This is a genomic window from Alteromonas sp. KUL150 (assembly GCF_009811475.1).
In the GTDB taxonomy this organism is placed as follows: domain Bacteria; phylum Pseudomonadota; class Gammaproteobacteria; order Enterobacterales; family Alteromonadaceae; genus Alteromonas; species Alteromonas gracilis.
This window is the reverse complement of the sequence record NZ_BLIJ01000031.1, coordinates 1-15,827: the sequence shown is the minus strand read 5'-3', so window position 1 is coordinate 15,827 and position 15,827 is coordinate 1. Positions and strand designations below refer to the sequence as shown.

General features: G+C 45.2%; 15 protein-coding genes. 7 read left to right on the top strand and 8 right to left on the bottom strand.

Annotated elements, in window-relative coordinates:
* Window position 1: 1 nt before the first annotated feature.
* The 6 genes from cydB to GVO62_RS06825 form a co-directional block, all read right to left on the bottom strand.
* The gene (cydB, locus tag GVO62_RS06850; RefSeq protein WP_159118321.1) at window positions 2-1,003 is read right to left on the bottom strand and encodes a cytochrome d ubiquinol oxidase subunit II; all 1,002 of its coding nucleotides are present in this window, start codon (window positions 1,001-1,003) and stop codon (window positions 2-4) included.
* A 2-nt stretch (window positions 1,004-1,005) separates the two neighbouring features.
* Window positions 1,006-2,403: a cytochrome ubiquinol oxidase subunit I gene (locus GVO62_RS06845; RefSeq protein ID WP_159118320.1), complete on the bottom strand. Its 1,398-nt coding sequence runs from the start codon at window positions 2,401-2,403 to the stop codon at window positions 1,006-1,008.
* Window positions 2,404-2,557: 154 nt separating this feature from the next.
* Window positions 2,558-3,823: an alginate export family protein gene (locus GVO62_RS06840; protein ID WP_159118319.1), complete on the bottom strand. Its 1,266-nt coding sequence runs from the start codon at window positions 3,821-3,823 to the stop codon at window positions 2,558-2,560.
* A gap of 48 nt (window positions 3,824-3,871) precedes the next feature.
* Window positions 3,872-4,267 (bottom strand): rhodanese-like domain-containing protein, encoded by a 396-nt coding sequence (locus tag GVO62_RS06835; RefSeq protein WP_159118318.1) that lies wholly within the window; start codon window positions 4,265-4,267, stop codon window positions 3,872-3,874.
* Between the two features lie 8 nt (window positions 4,268-4,275).
* Window positions 4,276-5,139, bottom strand: coding sequence for an MBL fold metallo-hydrolase (locus GVO62_RS06830; RefSeq protein WP_159118317.1), 864 nt, complete (start codon window positions 5,137-5,139; stop codon window positions 4,276-4,278).
* 62 nt (window positions 5,140-5,201) lie between these two features.
* On the bottom strand, window positions 5,202-5,852 hold the full coding sequence (locus tag GVO62_RS06825) for a peroxiredoxin (RefSeq protein ID WP_159118316.1): 651 nt from the start codon (window positions 5,850-5,852) through the stop codon (window positions 5,202-5,204).
* Window positions 5,853-5,989: 137 nt separating this feature from the next.
* Between GVO62_RS06825 and GVO62_RS06820 the strand changes: the two genes are divergently transcribed.
* Window positions 5,990-6,433 (top strand): hypothetical protein, encoded by a 444-nt coding sequence (locus GVO62_RS06820; protein ID WP_159118315.1) that lies wholly within the window; start codon window positions 5,990-5,992, stop codon window positions 6,431-6,433.
* A gap of 120 nt (window positions 6,434-6,553) precedes the next feature.
* On the opposite strand, the gene GVO62_RS06815 is transcribed toward GVO62_RS06820, so the two are convergent.
* The gene (locus GVO62_RS06815) at window positions 6,554-7,063 is read right to left on the bottom strand and encodes a helix-turn-helix transcriptional regulator (RefSeq protein ID WP_015065878.1); all 510 of its coding nucleotides are present in this window, start codon (window positions 7,061-7,063) and stop codon (window positions 6,554-6,556) included.
* Window positions 7,064-7,206: 143 nt separating this feature from the next.
* Here GVO62_RS06815 and GVO62_RS06810 point away from each other — a divergent pair, with 143 nt between their 5' ends.
* From GVO62_RS06810 to GVO62_RS06785, 6 genes are all read left to right on the top strand, one after another.
* Window positions 7,207-8,358 (top strand): hypothetical protein, encoded by a 1,152-nt coding sequence (locus tag GVO62_RS06810; RefSeq protein WP_236547094.1) that lies wholly within the window; start codon window positions 7,207-7,209, stop codon window positions 8,356-8,358.
* A complete protein-coding gene (locus GVO62_RS06805; RefSeq protein WP_159118313.1) occupies window positions 8,355-9,374 on the top strand; it encodes a hypothetical protein in 1,020 nt (339 codons plus the stop codon). Before GVO62_RS06810 ends, GVO62_RS06805 begins: the two co-directional genes overlap by 4 nt.
* Window positions 9,371-12,439: an efflux RND transporter permease subunit gene (locus GVO62_RS06800; RefSeq protein ID WP_159118312.1), complete on the top strand. Its 3,069-nt coding sequence runs from the start codon at window positions 9,371-9,373 to the stop codon at window positions 12,437-12,439. The genes GVO62_RS06805 and GVO62_RS06800 overlap by 4 nt, the downstream gene beginning before the upstream one ends.
* A complete protein-coding gene (locus tag GVO62_RS06795) occupies window positions 12,432-12,749 on the top strand; it encodes a DUF3240 family protein (protein WP_159118311.1) in 318 nt (105 codons plus the stop codon). Before GVO62_RS06800 ends, GVO62_RS06795 begins: the two co-directional genes overlap by 8 nt.
* Window positions 12,750-12,951: 202 nt before the next feature.
* Window positions 12,952-14,709, top strand: coding sequence for a BCCT family transporter (locus tag GVO62_RS06790; protein ID WP_159118310.1), 1,758 nt, complete (start codon window positions 12,952-12,954; stop codon window positions 14,707-14,709).
* A 204-nt stretch (window positions 14,710-14,913) separates the two neighbouring features.
* Window positions 14,914-15,543: a hypothetical protein gene (locus tag GVO62_RS06785; protein WP_159118309.1), complete on the top strand. Its 630-nt coding sequence runs from the start codon at window positions 14,914-14,916 to the stop codon at window positions 15,541-15,543.
* A 135-nt stretch (window positions 15,544-15,678) separates the two neighbouring features.
* On the opposite strand, the gene GVO62_RS06780 is transcribed toward GVO62_RS06785, so the two are convergent.
* Window positions 15,679-15,822, bottom strand: a complete 144-nt coding sequence (locus tag GVO62_RS06780; RefSeq protein ID WP_268891126.1) for a DUF2960 family protein — start codon at window positions 15,820-15,822, stop codon at window positions 15,679-15,681.
* Window positions 15,823-15,827 lie beyond the last annotated feature (5 nt).

Here is a 15,827-nt window from a genome sequence, read left to right as displayed (position 1 = left end):
ATTAATGGTAACCAGCGTCGCCCACTTTTCCTCTGAATACCCAATAGGTCCAGCTGGTATAGGCTAATACAATGGGAATAACAAACAAGAAACCTAACAACAGAAACAGTTGCGAATTATAAGAAGACGCGGCGTCGTAAATAGTAAAATTTGGTGGAACAATATAAGGCCATTTGCTAACTAGTAAACCAAGGTAACTGAACAAGAAGATGCCCATGGTAGCAACGAAAGGCATACCATCTTGCTGCTTTTTAACCGAACGAAATACTAAATAGGCACACCATAATACCAATACCGGAAGTGCCCAAATAATACTAAAACCTTCAAACCATCTGACCATTGCTGTGCTATCCACATATGGTGTATAAAAAGACACTACACCAAATACAACAAGCAGAGCGATAAGCAACTTAGGCGTAATTTTATATGCCCATTGTTGTACCGCACCATCTGTTTTCATGATAAGCCAGGTGCTGCCTAGAAGCGCATAGCCTACAACAAGACCAAAACCTGTTAATACGGTAAACGGCGTCAACCAATCAAGGGGGCCACCTGAGTAAGCGAAACCCTCAGTTTCGAAACCCTGAATATAGGCGCCTACTACCGCTCCTTGCGCGAACGATGCAACGAATGACCCTATAGAAAATGAATAGCTCCATAAGTACTTAGACGTTTTCGCCTTGAACCTAAATTCAAAGGCTACGCCTCTGAAAATAAGGCCTGCTAGCATTAAAAATACGCCAATATAAAGAGCGGGTAAAAAGATCGAATAAACTAACGGAAAGGCCGCGAGTAGTCCCGCGCCTCCCAATACTAGCCAAGTCTCGTTGCCATCCCACACTGGGGCGACAGAATTCATCATTTTGTCACGTGCTTGTTCGTCGGGTGCGAAGGGGTACAAAATGCCTTGGCCTAAATCAAAGCCATCCATTAGCACGTACATCATGATCCCGAAACCAATGATGCCTGCCCAAATTAAGGTTAAATCAAATGTTGGTTCCATTTTTATAAGTCTCCATCAATAGCCACGTGGCCAGCTGAAAATGGACGTGCAGGACGTTCTACTTCATCCATTTCATGAGGGGCGTTAGCTTTCTCAAGTCCGCCTTTGAACACTTTAAGCAAATAGTAAATACCCGCGCTGAATACCAGTGCGTACACCACCACATATCCAATTAGAGAGAATAATGCCATGCCACCGGTTAACGAAGGCGTTAATCCTTCTGCATGCGTCATTTGGCCGTAAATGAGCCAAGGTGCTCTTCCTGTTTCGGTCACTATCCATCCGGCTAGAACCGCAAAGAATGGGCTTATACTCATCAATCTAAGGCCTTGTAAGAACACTGGCGATGTATAAATTTTGCCGCCCATTCTATAAATAAGCCCCCACACACCGAACAACACCATCAGCAGTCCAAGCCCAACCATGACCCTGAATGACCAAAATACGACAAACACAGGCGGCTGTTCTTCTTTTGGCACTGCTTTTAATCCGGGTACTTCACCGTCCCAGTCATGGGTGAGTATGAAGCTGGCTAACTTAGGAACTTTTAATTCAAAGTGGTTGGTTTGCGCTTCTTTATCTGGAATAGCAAAAAGAAGTAGCGGTACTCCAGTGCTGGTCTCCCAGTTACCTTCCATCGCAGCAACTTTCGTAGGCTGGTGTTTCATAGTGTTTAATCCATGGAAGTCTCCTACTACAGTTTGAAGTGGTGCAAGGAACAATAAGAACCATAAAGCTACTGACAGCGCTTTTTTATTCGCTTCTAGTTCGCGTTTTTGCAAAATGAACCATGCACTTACGCCAGCAACAACAAGGGCGGCCGTAAGAAATGACGCTAGCGCCATATGAGCAAAACGATAACCAAAAGAAGCAGTAAATAATGCGTCAGCCCAGGATTTAACGTGGTAAATGCCGTTTATAAGCTCTAGGCCATCTGGGGTTTGTAGCAAAGAGTTGGCTGACAATATCCAAAATGAAGAAATAAACGTTCCTGTTGCCACCATAATAGCGGCAAAAAGATGAACGCCTTGCGGTACTTTTTCTCGACCGAAAAGCAGAACGCCAAGAAACGCCGCTTCTAAGAAGAAAGCAGTGATAACTTCGTAGCTTAGAACGGGCCCCAAGAAGTTAGCGGTGGCGTACGAGAAATTACTCCAGTTTGTGCCAAACTGGAACGACATAACAATACCGGAAACCACGCCTATGCCGAAAACAACGGCGAAAACCTGTATCCAAAATTTTGACAAACGTTGCCAAATTGGGTTTTCAGTTTTGAAGTAAAGTGTTTCAAATCCAGCAATAGTACTTGCCAGACCAATCGTAAACACTGGGAATATGGCGTGAAAACACACCACAAATGCGAACTGTATTCTCGACAGTACGAGAGGATCTAATTCCATAATGCTGGCCTCTTTAGAGATAAACGCAACAGGGTTTTTAATTCACCCTATTTAGGACTGATAACGGTATTTTACGCTCTAACTTCTTAAATGTATATTTTAAATATACATATTAATTTGTGTGTTAACTATATTTAATGTTTTGTTGGGGCTCTCAAAAAGCATAGCTAGCCTGCAGATAGGCGTAACTAGTGAGTCGTTCGCCTGTGACCACTTTTCTGTTTAGATTGGCAAGCGCTATTCCTGACTCAAATTGCACGCTTTCAGCTATTTTGCTTCGAAAACGTAGCTCAGACAGCGTACCTAGAAAGTCACCATTACCGAGTAATTCGCCGTTCAAACGACCTGAAACGCTACTTCGATGTATATCGAACGCACGTATCTGCATAAAAAGGTGATTGCGTTCATTTAATTGAATGTCAGACGAAACGCCCATCGATGCCATATTGCTGCGCGCAAATAAGCCAAAAATACCTGTTGGCCCATACTCGAACCTTCTTGCACCAAACAGTGTGCTGAAACCTTCAAACGAGTCTGTTGGCGTGTCATCACCCGATGCAAAATCATAAAACACACTCACGTTAGCTCGATTGAACCTTGAAGATAGCGCTATGTGGAAAAAGTTAGCGCTAATGGGTTGTGATCGATAATCTCCGCGCTGTAGAGCTACTTCGTAATTTATACCTAATTGTTGTGAAAGTTTTATGTTGGCCAGATTACCGAAGGTTTGTCTTTGTGTTCTATTTAGTGAGTCTTGATCTTGAAGCCCGTAAAATTCGACGTCACCAACAGATGTTTTTAGGCTGGCATGAATTCCATAGAAACGCACGTCTGAACTTGATGAGTCGAGCTCCCTATCATTAATGCTTTGATGAATATCTAAAGTAGGTTTTCGGGTAACAGGGAAGGTATAAAACGCCGTAATTGATAGGTTTGATAGAGAGGCATCAATTTTTACGCCGTCGAAGGTATTGAGCGTATTCCTGAATCTATTTCTGGCTATAAGGCGCCTGCTTCCCACGTCCATCGTGAACCGGCCTGCTTTTAACGCAATCGTTTCTAAATTTTCGTCGTCTACTACACCTCGCCAAGACGCAGCGAGTTGTACGGGCTCTAACGCATTAGAATCATCTGTACCCACTGGCGTATATTGGCCCTGTTTGAAAATCCGGCTGTCCATGAGTTCAGCCTCAAACTGAAGTGGACCATATTGGTAAGCAGCATGTGTGGATATTCTTGTTACGACCGCATCGTCAGCTGCGTTAGATTCAGGCAATTGATTATTTACGTATTCGTATCTAACCCGAACATTAGTCGTTATTCTAACGCTATGTTCGGGTGTTTTATTTGCTATTACAGTGTTAGGTAAGAATATGAGAACTAAACCCAACGACAGGGTAGAAAGCTTAACTAAAGACATTTTGCTTGAACTGCTGTCTCATCAGGTATCTCAACTGTACCGTGCACATTAATGACTTATTGGCAGCTGTTTACGTTGCCATTCATCCATGCCCCCTGCCACAGAAAACACATACTTATGGCCCATATCAGTTAACGATTTAGCGGCTAACGCGGACCGGCCGCCTGTCTTACAAATTAAGTAAACACTGCGCTGTGCCAAGTCGTTAATCGCATCTTGCTCCTCGCAATGATGTACAAGGAGCGGATGGCTGCATATTTTTGCTTCAAGTATGCCTCTAGGAAAATTAACCGAGCCGTTAATATGACCGTGTTGATACTCCTCACTTTCCCTAACATCAATCAAAATGACGTCTGGTTGGGTCAGTGCCACCATTAAATCGTCTACCGTTACTTCCTCAACCGCAGCTTTCACTTCGCTAATGAATACCTTTGGCGTTTTCATCATTCACCTCACAGCTGATTAATAGGTACTTTGATATAACTAACGTTATTGCTTTCAGGCGGCGGTAACTCACCGGCTCTTACGTTAATTTGAATAGAAGGCAAAATAAGTCTGGGCATACTTAACGTCGCATCCCGAGCTTCACGCATTTTTACAAACTCATCCTTTGAAACGCCGTCTTTGACGTGAATGTTGTATTCCCGCTGTTCGCCAACCGTTACTTTACTTTCATGGGTGCGATGTTGAGTAGGGTAATCATGGCAAACGTAGATATTGGTTTCTTTGGGTAATGCCAAAATGCGATGTATAGAGTCATAGAGGGTAGTTGCACTTCCACCTGGAAAATCACATCTTGCGGTGCCCACATCAGGCATAAACATAGTGTCACCCACAAATACCGACTCGTTATTAAGTACGTAGGCAACGTCTGCTGGCGTATGACCCGGAACATGCATGATTTCAAAGCGCATGTTACCCACTTCAAGAACATCACCCTCTTCAAATAATCTATCGAATTGAGCACCGTTAGGTAAAAACTCTTTCTCTAAATTAAACAGCGCTTTAAATATTTTTTGTACCTCAGTAATGCGTGCGCCGATGCCGATTTTGGCGTTATATTTGCGTTTAAAAAATGGAGCGGCTGACAAGTGATCAGCATGAGCATGGGTTTCCAAAACCCATTCAACTGACAAGCCCCGTTCATCTACAAAATTTGCAATTTTCTGTGCACTGGCGGTATGCACGCGGCCCGCGCTATAGTCAAAGTCTAATACCGGGTCGATGATTACCGCTTTTGAAGAAGCTTTATCCTCAACAACGTAAGTGAAGGTTTCACTGTCATTATCTAAGAAAGAAGTAATTTCAATATTCATGGTGATCTCCTAAATTTTGAAAAAGGTGGCATGCTTTCATGCCACCAACAAAAGCGTTTTACTTACAGCGCTTTTTTGCAGAAGTACCAGTCGACATAGTTGTAGCCCGCAGACTCACGACCTTCGGCATCTTCGATAGTGTGAGGAGGCGGTACAATTACTTCTTCACCAACCTTCCAGTTTTCAGGGGTAGCACAGCTGTTTGCATCGCTGGTTTGTAGCGCTTCAACCAATCTTACGAATTCATCGACTGCTCGACCGTTGCTCATTGGGTAGTACACCATAGCGCGAAGAATACCTTCTGGGTCGATAATGAACGTTGCTCGAACCGCAGACGTGTCGCTCGCACCAGGCTGAACCATGCCGTAAGCCTTCGCTACTTCCATCGACAAATCAGCAATGATTGGGAAAGGAATTGTTACGCCAAACTTCTCTTTAATGTTGCGAACCCAAGCAATGTGCGAATGCGTACTGTCAATAGAAAGGCCAAGTAGCTCAGTATTAAGTGAAGCAAACTTGTCAGCAGCATTGGCAAAACCGATGAATTCAGTAGTACATACTGGAGTGAAGTCAGCAGGGTGAGAGAAAAGTACTAACCACTTGCCTTTGTAATCAGAAAGTGACTTTTGACCGTGCGTTGTCTTTGCACAAAAGTCAGGTGCAGGGCGGTTAAGTTGCGGAAAAGTCACGTTGTTTTGAGTTTCTGTCGTCATGATTAAGCTCTCTTTTGTTTAAAGGTGTATTTAACTTACACATTTAATGTATAGTGAGTCATGAGGTTTTTCTAATATATTTTTTAGAATAGCTTCATCGGATTAATCGTTTAATGAAATTAGATAGGAATGAAATGATGAAAAAATTTTTTAAAGCACTTGTTGTAGGAGCGCTCTTAGCTAGCGCTTCAGGCCTCGTTGAGGCAAAAGAGAGCGACTTAGTAGACGGTCTAGCAGTAGTCATTACATCAGAAAATGAACAAGCTCAGATGATGGCGATGGTGCTATCGCTTCAAACGATAAAGGCGCATGGAAAAGAGGCACATATAACGTTGTGTGGTTCTGCGGGCGATTTAGCACTAAGCAGCACTGAAACAAAACCGATGAAGCCAATGGACGCCTCACCGTCGATGATGCTTAAAAAGTTAATTCAGTTAGGAGCAAAAGTAGAGCTTTGCCCACTTTATCTCCCTAATAAACCGGGTTCTGACAATGCACTAATAGAAGGAATTACCGTTGCTAAACCCGTTGAGGTAGCGGAGCGCTTACTAAATAGCAATTTTAAGAACTTAACGTATTAGTGTAGCGAAATGGAAGCCTTGGCTTTTAGTTGCCAAGCTTCCGCTTAATCACTACTGTTGTAAGCTTTTTTTCGTAAGGGGTCTAAACAATATTGAAAGTTTCAGGCTTTACTTGAAATGCTATGCCGCTTTATCTTCTTGTTGAAGAATATCTTCAAAAAACCAAGCGGCTAGTGCATAGCGCCCTTCAAGTTGAGACTTTGCGTAAACTGCCGATGCTTGTTGTCTAACGGTTTTCTCTTTTGTATTTCTTGCCGCTGCAATTTCTTGAGTGCTTAAGCCTTTTAGCATGAATAAGGCTACCTCTTTTTCGCTCGGGGTTAAGCTCCAATCATTGAACTGATTTTCGACCTCGTGCAAGTATTGCGCTTTCACATTTCGCAGCTTGTTATTCATAGAACTCAATCGTGCATTGGCGGTATTCAGCTCGGCGAGTAACAGCTTCGTTTTTCGGGTGCGTTTACGCATATCAAAGATAAGATAAACAGCCATCAAACCCGCAAGTAACACAATCATCGATTCTTCGATAATGTGTGAAGTAGGCACATTCAGTGACAAATCGACCATGACATCTCTGAAGTTTAAAAACATGATAAGCAATAAAAGGCTAGTAATTACTTTATCTTTCATTTTCTTTAAAAACAGTTAGTTAAGGCTTCATGGGACATATGTCTAATGACGATGAGACATATAAAGGAGAATACTAAAGGTATTAGTTTCTCTGGCGTCTGCTTATGAATACCCGTTATCTGTTCATCCTTTTAAGTTTTCTCGTGTCGAGCTTATTTTCAATCAGCAGCGTGGCGGCTGAAACGTTAAGTGCTATCACCAACAATACTACACAGCGCTTAAAGCAAATCTATAACGTTAACCCCGAAAAATTGCAGGATAACGTTAAAAGCATCAATCGTTGGTTACAAGGGCCAGCCTCTTTGCAGCTTATTGCACTGCCAAGCAATACACAAGGCGGTACCGATGAATATGAAGTAGGGGTGTTTTTTCCCTTTCGGTCACCTGCAGGCAGAGAGCTAGACGCTCAGCAGTTGTCTATTACCAACGCGCTGGATAACCTTCAGGAAACGCGGTTCAGACTCATGACAAGCGGTTTAATAAGAGAGGCACTGTGGCGGCGTCTCTTTGCAAAAGCCGAAGTAGATGGGCTTTTAAAAAAGCAAGAGTGGATTGCGTCGTTAGACGGTGTAATAGCAGGCTTGGCAAAAACTGGCGAGCTCGACCGCATCGCCTCATTAAGGTGGCAGCAGGAAAAGCTTTCACAGCAATTGGCGTTGAAAAAAGCGCAAATGGCGCTAGAGAAGGCGCAGAAACAATACAAACAGGTCACGGGTACTGATGTATTACCAGAGCAAGTTATCGAAGCTTTAGCCGGTGATCTTGAAAACAAGCTGCAAACACACCCTGAATTAAGGCTACTTACCCTGAGTCAATCTCAGATTGATATGAACCTGGCGCAGTCTGATCAATCACTTTCTCCTTGGGTGCTAGGCGTTATAGCAAGGCAACTTAGGGGGCCTGCGGGCAATGAGAACCTGCTTGGTGTGAGTATTAATATTCCGCTGCCAATGGGCGAAGGCAACTCTGCAAACAATTATGCCTCATGGAAAGCAACACGCGACGAACTTACCGAAGCATTGGCAGAAACGTACACACGCCTACAAACGCAGCTCAATGACGCATTGCAACAGGTTAACTACCTTACTGAAGCCACTAACAATCTAGAGGAGCAGGTTGAATTGGGTGTAGAGATCACCGACCTGTACCAACAGCAGGGTAGCGTGTTGCCCAAAACATTTTGGCTAGAGCAACTTATTGCCCAGCAGGAGCTTAAGCTAACGCTGTCGCTTAATCGTCTACGTCGCGCTGAAGCGATATCAAAAGTTAATCAAATCGCAGGAGTTACGCTTTGAAATTATTCACCTTTGTTTTCACAAGTTTGTTTCTGCTGCCAGCTATTGCTCAGACCGAAGTCCTAATCGATAGCCTTGGAAAGTTGAATTTAACCTACGTCAACGCAGCGCCGTCACAAAGCGTGCAAAAGGCGGTATCGACGGGCATTGTAGCGCCTTTTCCGGGATCGCAACTGCATCTTATGGCGCCTATGACGCCGCAGCAGGTGCAGTACCTTGTAGCCGATGGCACAGCCGTAAGCAAAGGGCAGAAGTTAGCTATGCTAAAAGGCAGTGAAGTACATCATTTTACTGAAAATTTAAAAGCCAAAACTGCTTTGCTTAAAATAAGCCAAAAACGGTTTAATGCGAACAAGCCCTTATTTGAAGCGAACGCCATATCACAGTCTACCTGGTTTTCTATCGCACAAGCTTATTACGACGCAAAACTTGCCTGGGGGCACTTAGACCATTTTGCTGAAATGTTTGAGTCAGACGAAGATGATGATATTGGATATTTGTTAGCCCCAGAGGCGGGCTTATTTTTATACGCAAACGGTGAGAAAGACGCAGAGGCAACGCGGCTAGGCAGCATAATTAGCAATAATTCACTCAGAATTAAGACCATGGTAAGCGCCGATGAAGCAAGCCTAATATCAGCAATAGAAACCGCGAACTGCCAAGTTCAAGTTGCGCGTACAGACGCAATAGTTAACGAGTATCTTACTTCAGTGTGGTCTGAGCCACTGCCTGAAAGCTGCAACCTGAAATTAGGCCAGCGCGCGCAAGTCAGCGGTCACTTTCAGCTTAAAGCTTTGAAAATTCCCGCACAAAGCGTGTTTTACCTGAACGGCCAATCGTCGGTATTCGTGCGCTCTGGTAACGTGCTTAACGTTATCCCTGTAGAGGTAGTAGGGCAAAGTGGTGCAGACGCGCTCTTAATCAAAGCAACGCCACAGCTTAATAACCAGCCGGTGCTTTCCTCATCGGTAAGCGCAGTGCAAGGTGTGCTTATTGGACTAGGAGAGATGGAGTGATAGCCCGAATTATACAATTTTCGCTTGTACAGAGGTTGTTTGTACTTAGTGCTTTCATTGGGCTGACTGCTTTTGGAATTAACGCGTGGTTGAACCTGCCTGTCGATGCATTTCCTGATATATCGCCAACACAAGTTAAGGTCATCATGAAAGCAAATGGCATGACCGCAGAAGAAGTAGAAGCGCAAATAACCCAGCCCATAGAAACCGAGCTGCTAGGTATTCCACACCAAACCATTTTGCGTTCAACCACGAAATACGCCATTACATCCATAACGCTAGATTTTGAACAAGGCACAGATATATATTGGGCCAGGCAGCAAGTAAGCGCACGCTTAGCAAGCGTGGCCAATTTACTGCCAGCCATTGCCGAAGGCGGGCTCGCGCCTATGAGTACCCCTTTGTCTGAAATGTTTATGTTCACCATTGAAAATCCAAATCTTTCGCTGCAAGAGCGCAAGCATATTCTCGATTGGCAAATACGCCCTGTACTTCGTACCGTAGCCGGCGTTGCCGATGTGAACGTATTGGGCGGGTTTACTCGAACATTTCAGTTTGCGCCCGATTTGTCGCGCTTAGTTGCCTATGGGTTTAGTTTAAATCAACTCGAAACAGCTCTGGCCGAAGCCAATATGAATGGAAGCGTTGGGCGAGTGCGAGCAGGCGCCGACTCACTTGTGATCAGAACGCAAAGCCGCGCCACAAGCCTTGAAGAGCTCGCGGAGTTAGTAGTAGGCAATGTAGGCGGGCAGCCGGTAAGACTGTCTGATCTCGGTACGCTCTCCCTTGGCAGCCTTACGCGCTATGGCGGGGTAACCCGAAACGGAGAAGAGACTACTCAAGCGTTAATCGTAGCGCTAAAAGACAGTAACACAGCCAGCGTTGTTGAAGGGGTAATGGAAAAGCTAAATGCGCTGAAAGCTACGCTGCCAGAGGGGACCGAGCTTAACGTTTTTTACAACCGTAAAACGTTAATCGATACCGCTGTTGGCACCCTTACCAATGCGCTCACACAAGCTGTACTTATCGTTATTGTTGTATTGGCTGTGTTTCTTGGCAATGTGCGCGCGTCTTTCGTGGTTGCGCTGGTTATTCCTATTGTTGTGCTGCTTACGTTTCTTGCTATGAGTATGACGGGCATTACAGCGAACTTGATGAGCCTAGGCGGGTTGGTCATTGCAATTGGTATGCTGGTAGATGCGTCGGTGGTTGTGGTTGAAAATACCCTATCGCAGCTTGGCGCGAATAAACCGTTACCTCGCCTTCATTTGGTGTATCGTGCCACCCGCGAGGTAGCGATACCAGTAATTGCAGGTACCATTATTGTTATCGTGGTATTCATGCCTCTTCTAACGTTAACCGGGCTAGAAGGTAAATTGTTTTCACCGGTAGCTACCACCATTGTTTACGCCATGATTGCCTCACTGGTCACTGCATTTACCCTTATTCCCGTGGTTGCTTCGTTTTTACTTTCGTCCAAAGACGGGGGTGTGCCGGGGTATTTGCAATCTCTTCAGTTAGCCTATCGACGCTCTTTAACGTTCGTCCTTAATCACGCTAAATTAACAGGCGTAGTGGCACTTAGTTTACTGGTTTTAAGCGGTCTTTTGTTCTCGATAGCGGGCAAAACCTTCATGCCGGTCATGGATGAAGGCGATATTATTGTGCAATTTGAAAAGTCGCCAACCATATCGCTCTCATCATCACTTGAAATAGACAAACAAATAGAGCGCATGCTGTTAGCGTCGTTTCCAGAGATAGAGCAAGTTGTAGCGCGAACTGGCTCAGACGAATTGGGGCTAGATCCCATGAGCTTAAATGAAACCGACGTTTTTATGCAGCTTGCGCCCTCAGATACCTGGCGCTTCAGCAATAAGCAAGCGCTGGAAGCGGCCATACGAGAATCGCTTCAGGCCTACCCGGGTATAAACGTTGGCTTTACGCAGCCTATACAAATGCGCGTGTCTGAAATGCTAACCGGCACAACGGGTATGGTGGCCATCAAAATTTTTGGTGCTGACATGCAAACACTGTCGGATATCGCGAATAACGTGGCTAACGTTGTGCGAAAGCAAGAGGGCGCAGTAGACACGAATGCCACGCTAATTGAAGGCGGTGACTTCCTTAGCATTATTCCCAAACCAGGTGTGGCCATGGCGTTTGGAATGACTAACGCGGCACTTTCACGCTATCTAAAAATGCAGGTTACCGGTATTCAGGTGGGAGAAGTAATAAAAGGCAGAGTGCGCACGCCAATCTACTTTGGCGAGTTAGAGCAGGGGCAGGCCGCTATCCTATCACCAGATGTACTTAACAGCATGATGGTACTTATGCCCTCGGGCCAAGAGCTAATGCTCTCTGATATTGCAAACATTACCCGCACACAGGGCCCAGCAGTTATTGAACGAGAAAAAGCTATGCGCTTTGCTGTTGTAACCACAAATGTTGAAGACCGAGATTTAGTGGGGTTTGTTGAGGCAACGCAAAAAGCTGTTCGTTCTAGCGTGTCTTTACCATCAGGCTATGCCATAGAGTACGGCGGCGAATTTGAAAACCAAATACGCGCAACGAATAACCTGCTTACGGTAATACCTTTGGTAATCGCTGTAATTGTACTGATATTGTTTACTATTTTTGGTTCGTTGAAACTGGCTGCACTGGTTATGGCTAATGTGCCTTTTGCAGTAATGGGCGGTGTTTACGCGCTGTTTATTACCGGCGAATACATCTCAGTTCCGGCTTCAGTGGGCTTTATAGCGCTACTCGGAGTGGCAGTGCTAAACGGTGTGGTAATGGTGTCGCATTACGAATCATTGAAAAGGCAGTCGTTATCGCTATCTGAGCGCGTAGCAAGCGGGGCGGTATCGCGTTTACGCCCTATTTTAATGACCGCTACCACGGCAATGTTTGGCTTACTACCTTTGGCGTTTGCATCAGGGCCTGGTGCAGAAATTCAAAAGCCGCTGGCGATAGTCGTAATCGGCGGGTTAATTTCATCCACGCTTATCACATTATATCTTCTACCTATTGGCTATCACTATTTGGAGCGCCGTCAAAATGGATAAATCCCAGCTATTAACGTTGTTTATCGACAAAGAAATGGAAGCTGATGTGGTAGATTGCCTAATTCAGTTTGATAGTGTGAGCGGTTTTACTGTATCCCCCTGTTTTGGCTTTAGCCGCGAGAGCGCCCATCTGAACAAGGCCGAGAAAGTGGCTGGAGGTCGGCACATGCTGAAGGTAGAGGTAGTCCATAACAGTGAATACGCGCAAGCAATGTTGCAAGCGCTAAAGGCACTTAACGGCCGAAATGCCATACGCTATACCATAACGCCAGTATTTGATGAGGGCCACATAGTTCAAAAAACGCTGTAAGCCAGCATGTGTACTAAGAGATATACGTCGCTAGTGCGGCCTGCTTATAACATTGCAGCGACTAAGCGCGCCTAAACTGCATGCGCATAAAAGTAACCATCGCCACACATACAACGCTTTTCTGATAAACTGTTTTCGAAGATCGCCCGTTTAAAGCGGTACAGCATAATGGCATCTATAAAAACAAAACAAAGGATCGTGTATGAGTAGTAACACCCGAGATGCAGCCTCATCAAAGGCTAGCACAGAACAGGAAACCGCATTTAGCGTAATTGATAAGCCTACGTTTTTTGGCTCACTCTTCCTTCTTCTTTCCGTCACTATTCCCCTTATTATTTGGCCCGATCAAGGCGCACAGTGGGTAGCCACGGCCAAAGAATTCGTTACAAGCAAACTGGGCGTTTTATACCTTCTACTCGGTGTGGGCGCTGGTGGCTTCATGGTGTACATCATGTTCAGCGATATCGGCCAAATAAAACTGGGCGAGCCTGAAGAAAAGCCTGAGTTCTCGCCTGTATCCTGGGCTGCCATGCTGTTTTGTGCCGGTATTGGGGCGTCTATATTGTACTGGTCTATGATTGAGTGGGTGTACTACTACCAAGCCCCACCGTTTCACATAGAAGGCGAAACCCCTGAAGCCGCCAAATGGGCCGCGGCCTACGGCATATTCCACTGGGGGCCGTTAGCCTGGGCTATTTACCTTATTCCTGCGGTACCTATTGCCTACTTTTATTACGTACGTAACCACAGCGTACTTAAAATATCCGAAGCCCTAATGCCGGTAATAGGCGAGAAAATGGCTCACGGCTGGCTAGGTAAAATTATCGATATCAGCTTTATCTTCGGCATGCTAGGCGGCGGGGCGACCACGCTAGGCTTGGCGGCACCTATGATAAACGAAGGGGTGCACGAACTATTCGGTGTACCTAAATCGCTGACTACGCAGGTGCTGGTGCTAATAACCTGTACAGCTATATTTGGCTACAGCGCGTATGTTGGCCTTAAAAAAGGCATTAAGCTGCTGTCAGACATTAACTTTTGGCTGGCCGTAGGGTTACTGCTATTTATCTTCATTGTTGGGCCCACGCTATTTATGGCCAATACGGGCCTAGACGCCCTTGGCCGAGTAATGAGTAACATCATTAAAATGGCCACATGGCTAGAGCCGTTCGCCGAATTCAACGGCTTTGAAGACACCCATTTCCCGCAAGACTGGACTATTTTCTACTGGGCTTGGTGGCTGGTGTTCGCGCCAAGTGTAGGCTTATTTATTGCCCGTATTTCAAGGGGCCGTACCATTCGTACTATGGTGGCGGGCTCAATGTTCTTCGGTACTATGGGGTGCTTCTTATTCTTCATGGTAATGGGCAATTACGGCCTGTATTTACAGCTATCTGGCGAACTAGACGTAGTTACCATACTGAATCAACAAAGCCCAACAGCAGCCATTTTTGCCATGCTGCACACGCTGCCGCTAGACTACTTAGTTATTGCAGTGTTTACGCTACTGGCGCTTATATTTACCGCCACAACCTTCGATTCCATTTCTTACATTTTGGCAGCCGTAGTGCAAAAAGAAGTAGACGAAGAGCCACTGCGCTGGAACCGCTTATTCTGGGCCTTTGCGCTATCTTTCATGCCTATAGTGCTTATGTTTGTGGGTGGGTTAGAAACACTGCAAACCGCTTCGATAATAGGTGGCGTGCCGCTATTAGCTGTGGCCTTTATGCTGTGTATTTCAATTGTAAGGGCCGCAAACTACGACATGCGTTACCAGCCCGACTACTCGGTAAAAGAAATTAACATAGGCGAGTTCCCAGACGACGACCCATGGAGCGAAGAGGGCAGCTGGGATCTTGAAGAAGTTGAAGAAGAAGTGCCCATAGCCGCAAAACCCAAACCGCGCGGGCCGAAAGACCACATTGAAGGCGACCCGCACAGTAAGCCATCGCGACTGTAGGCTTTACCGAACAGGTCATAAATAATAGTTAACTTATAAATAGTGATTAAGTGACCCGTAAGTTATAAAGCAAAGCGCTGCCAAAAGGTGGCGCTTTTTTCATCTTGAAGCGCCACAATTAACTTTCACAAAAGGCGTGCTGTGTTAACGTAGCTGCCGTAAAAAGCACTGTTTCTAAGCAACAACGTTCAAGCAAATAGCAGCATGTCAGTAAAGAATTACCAAAAATTCTACCAGCCACTACGAGCCGTGAATTCAGAAGACTTCGGCCGCTGTTTTTATTGCGGCTGCGAAACTGCACGCCAAGACTTTATCCCGCCCATAAAATTCATTCACGACTGGCAAAGCGGGCACCTGCAGGCCGACTTTATTTCCGTACCTTCATGCAACGAATGCTTCGACCTATTAAAAAACGAAAACAACGGCACCCTAGAGCCCAGAATAAGCACCTTAAAAAAGCGATTGGCAGAAAAGTACAATAAGGCCATTAGGGTATATAACCACTGGAGCATGGAAGAAATTGAAGAAATGGATGCCGCATTTCAAATAAGCCTAAAAGGCGGTATGCGATTGGGCAAAGAAACCCTTTCACGACTTCAATTTGCTGGGTTCGACTATGAAATAAACGGAAGCATAACGCGAGTGGCCAAACCCCAGCGCGAAGTGTTTAACGTGTTCGACGAAGAGTTTAGCAGTTTTAGGGAAGCGCTAGCCTTTGCCAGCGCTACCTACAAAATAAAGAAAAGCCGACTAAGCCAGCTTTATTTCGACAACGATGAAAGCTTTGATAGGGCGATTGAGGTTTTTCATGGGTTGGTTGAGGGTAGACCTTGATAATTTAATTTCTGGTTTTGCGCGCCGGAGTCAGAGGTTCGAACCCTATCGAGGCCACCATTTTTTCAAATTTAACCGTTAACCCCAAAAGCAAAATATTTTAGAGGTCGAGTATGTGTTGCAAGGGCGCAACCATCACTCTTGACCGTTTTTTAAGAAGTACAAGTCAGAAAACCCCATTTTTACAAACTCGGTATCTCTGAAGTTTCTTACGGTCTTTTTGTCTTTGCTGATAGCAGCAAGTTGCTGTTCAGTTTGCAGGAACTGGGAAAGGTCTATTCCTT

Coding starts and splice junctions, on each gene's coding strand:
- cydB (WP_159118321.1), bottom strand. CDS start 1,003: ATGGAACCAACATTTGATTTAACCTTAATTTGGGCAGGCATCATTGGT.
- GVO62_RS06845 (WP_159118320.1), bottom strand. CDS start 2,403: ATGGAATTAGATCCTCTCGTACTGTCGAGAATACAGTTCGCATTTGTG.
- GVO62_RS06840 (WP_159118319.1), bottom strand. CDS start 3,823: ATGTCTTTAGTTAAGCTTTCTACCCTGTCGTTGGGTTTAGTTCTCATA.
- GVO62_RS06835 (WP_159118318.1), bottom strand. CDS start 4,267: ATGAAAACGCCAAAGGTATTCATTAGCGAAGTGAAAGCTGCGGTTGAG.
- GVO62_RS06830 (WP_159118317.1), bottom strand. CDS start 5,139: ATGAATATTGAAATTACTTCTTTCTTAGATAATGACAGTGAAACCTTC.
- GVO62_RS06825 (WP_159118316.1), bottom strand. CDS start 5,852: ATGACGACAGAAACTCAAAACAACGTGACTTTTCCGCAACTTAACCGC.
- GVO62_RS06820 (WP_159118315.1), top strand. CDS start 5,990: ATGAAAAAATTTTTTAAAGCACTTGTTGTAGGAGCGCTCTTAGCTAGC.
- GVO62_RS06815 (WP_015065878.1), bottom strand. CDS start 7,063: ATGAAAGATAAAGTAATTACTAGCCTTTTATTGCTTATCATGTTTTTA.
- GVO62_RS06795 (WP_159118311.1), top strand. CDS start 12,432: ATGGATAAATCCCAGCTATTAACGTTGTTTATCGACAAAGAAATGGAA.
- GVO62_RS06790 (WP_159118310.1), top strand. CDS start 12,952: ATGAGTAGTAACACCCGAGATGCAGCCTCATCAAAGGCTAGCACAGAA.
- GVO62_RS06785 (WP_159118309.1), top strand. CDS start 14,914: ATGTCAGTAAAGAATTACCAAAAATTCTACCAGCCACTACGAGCCGTG.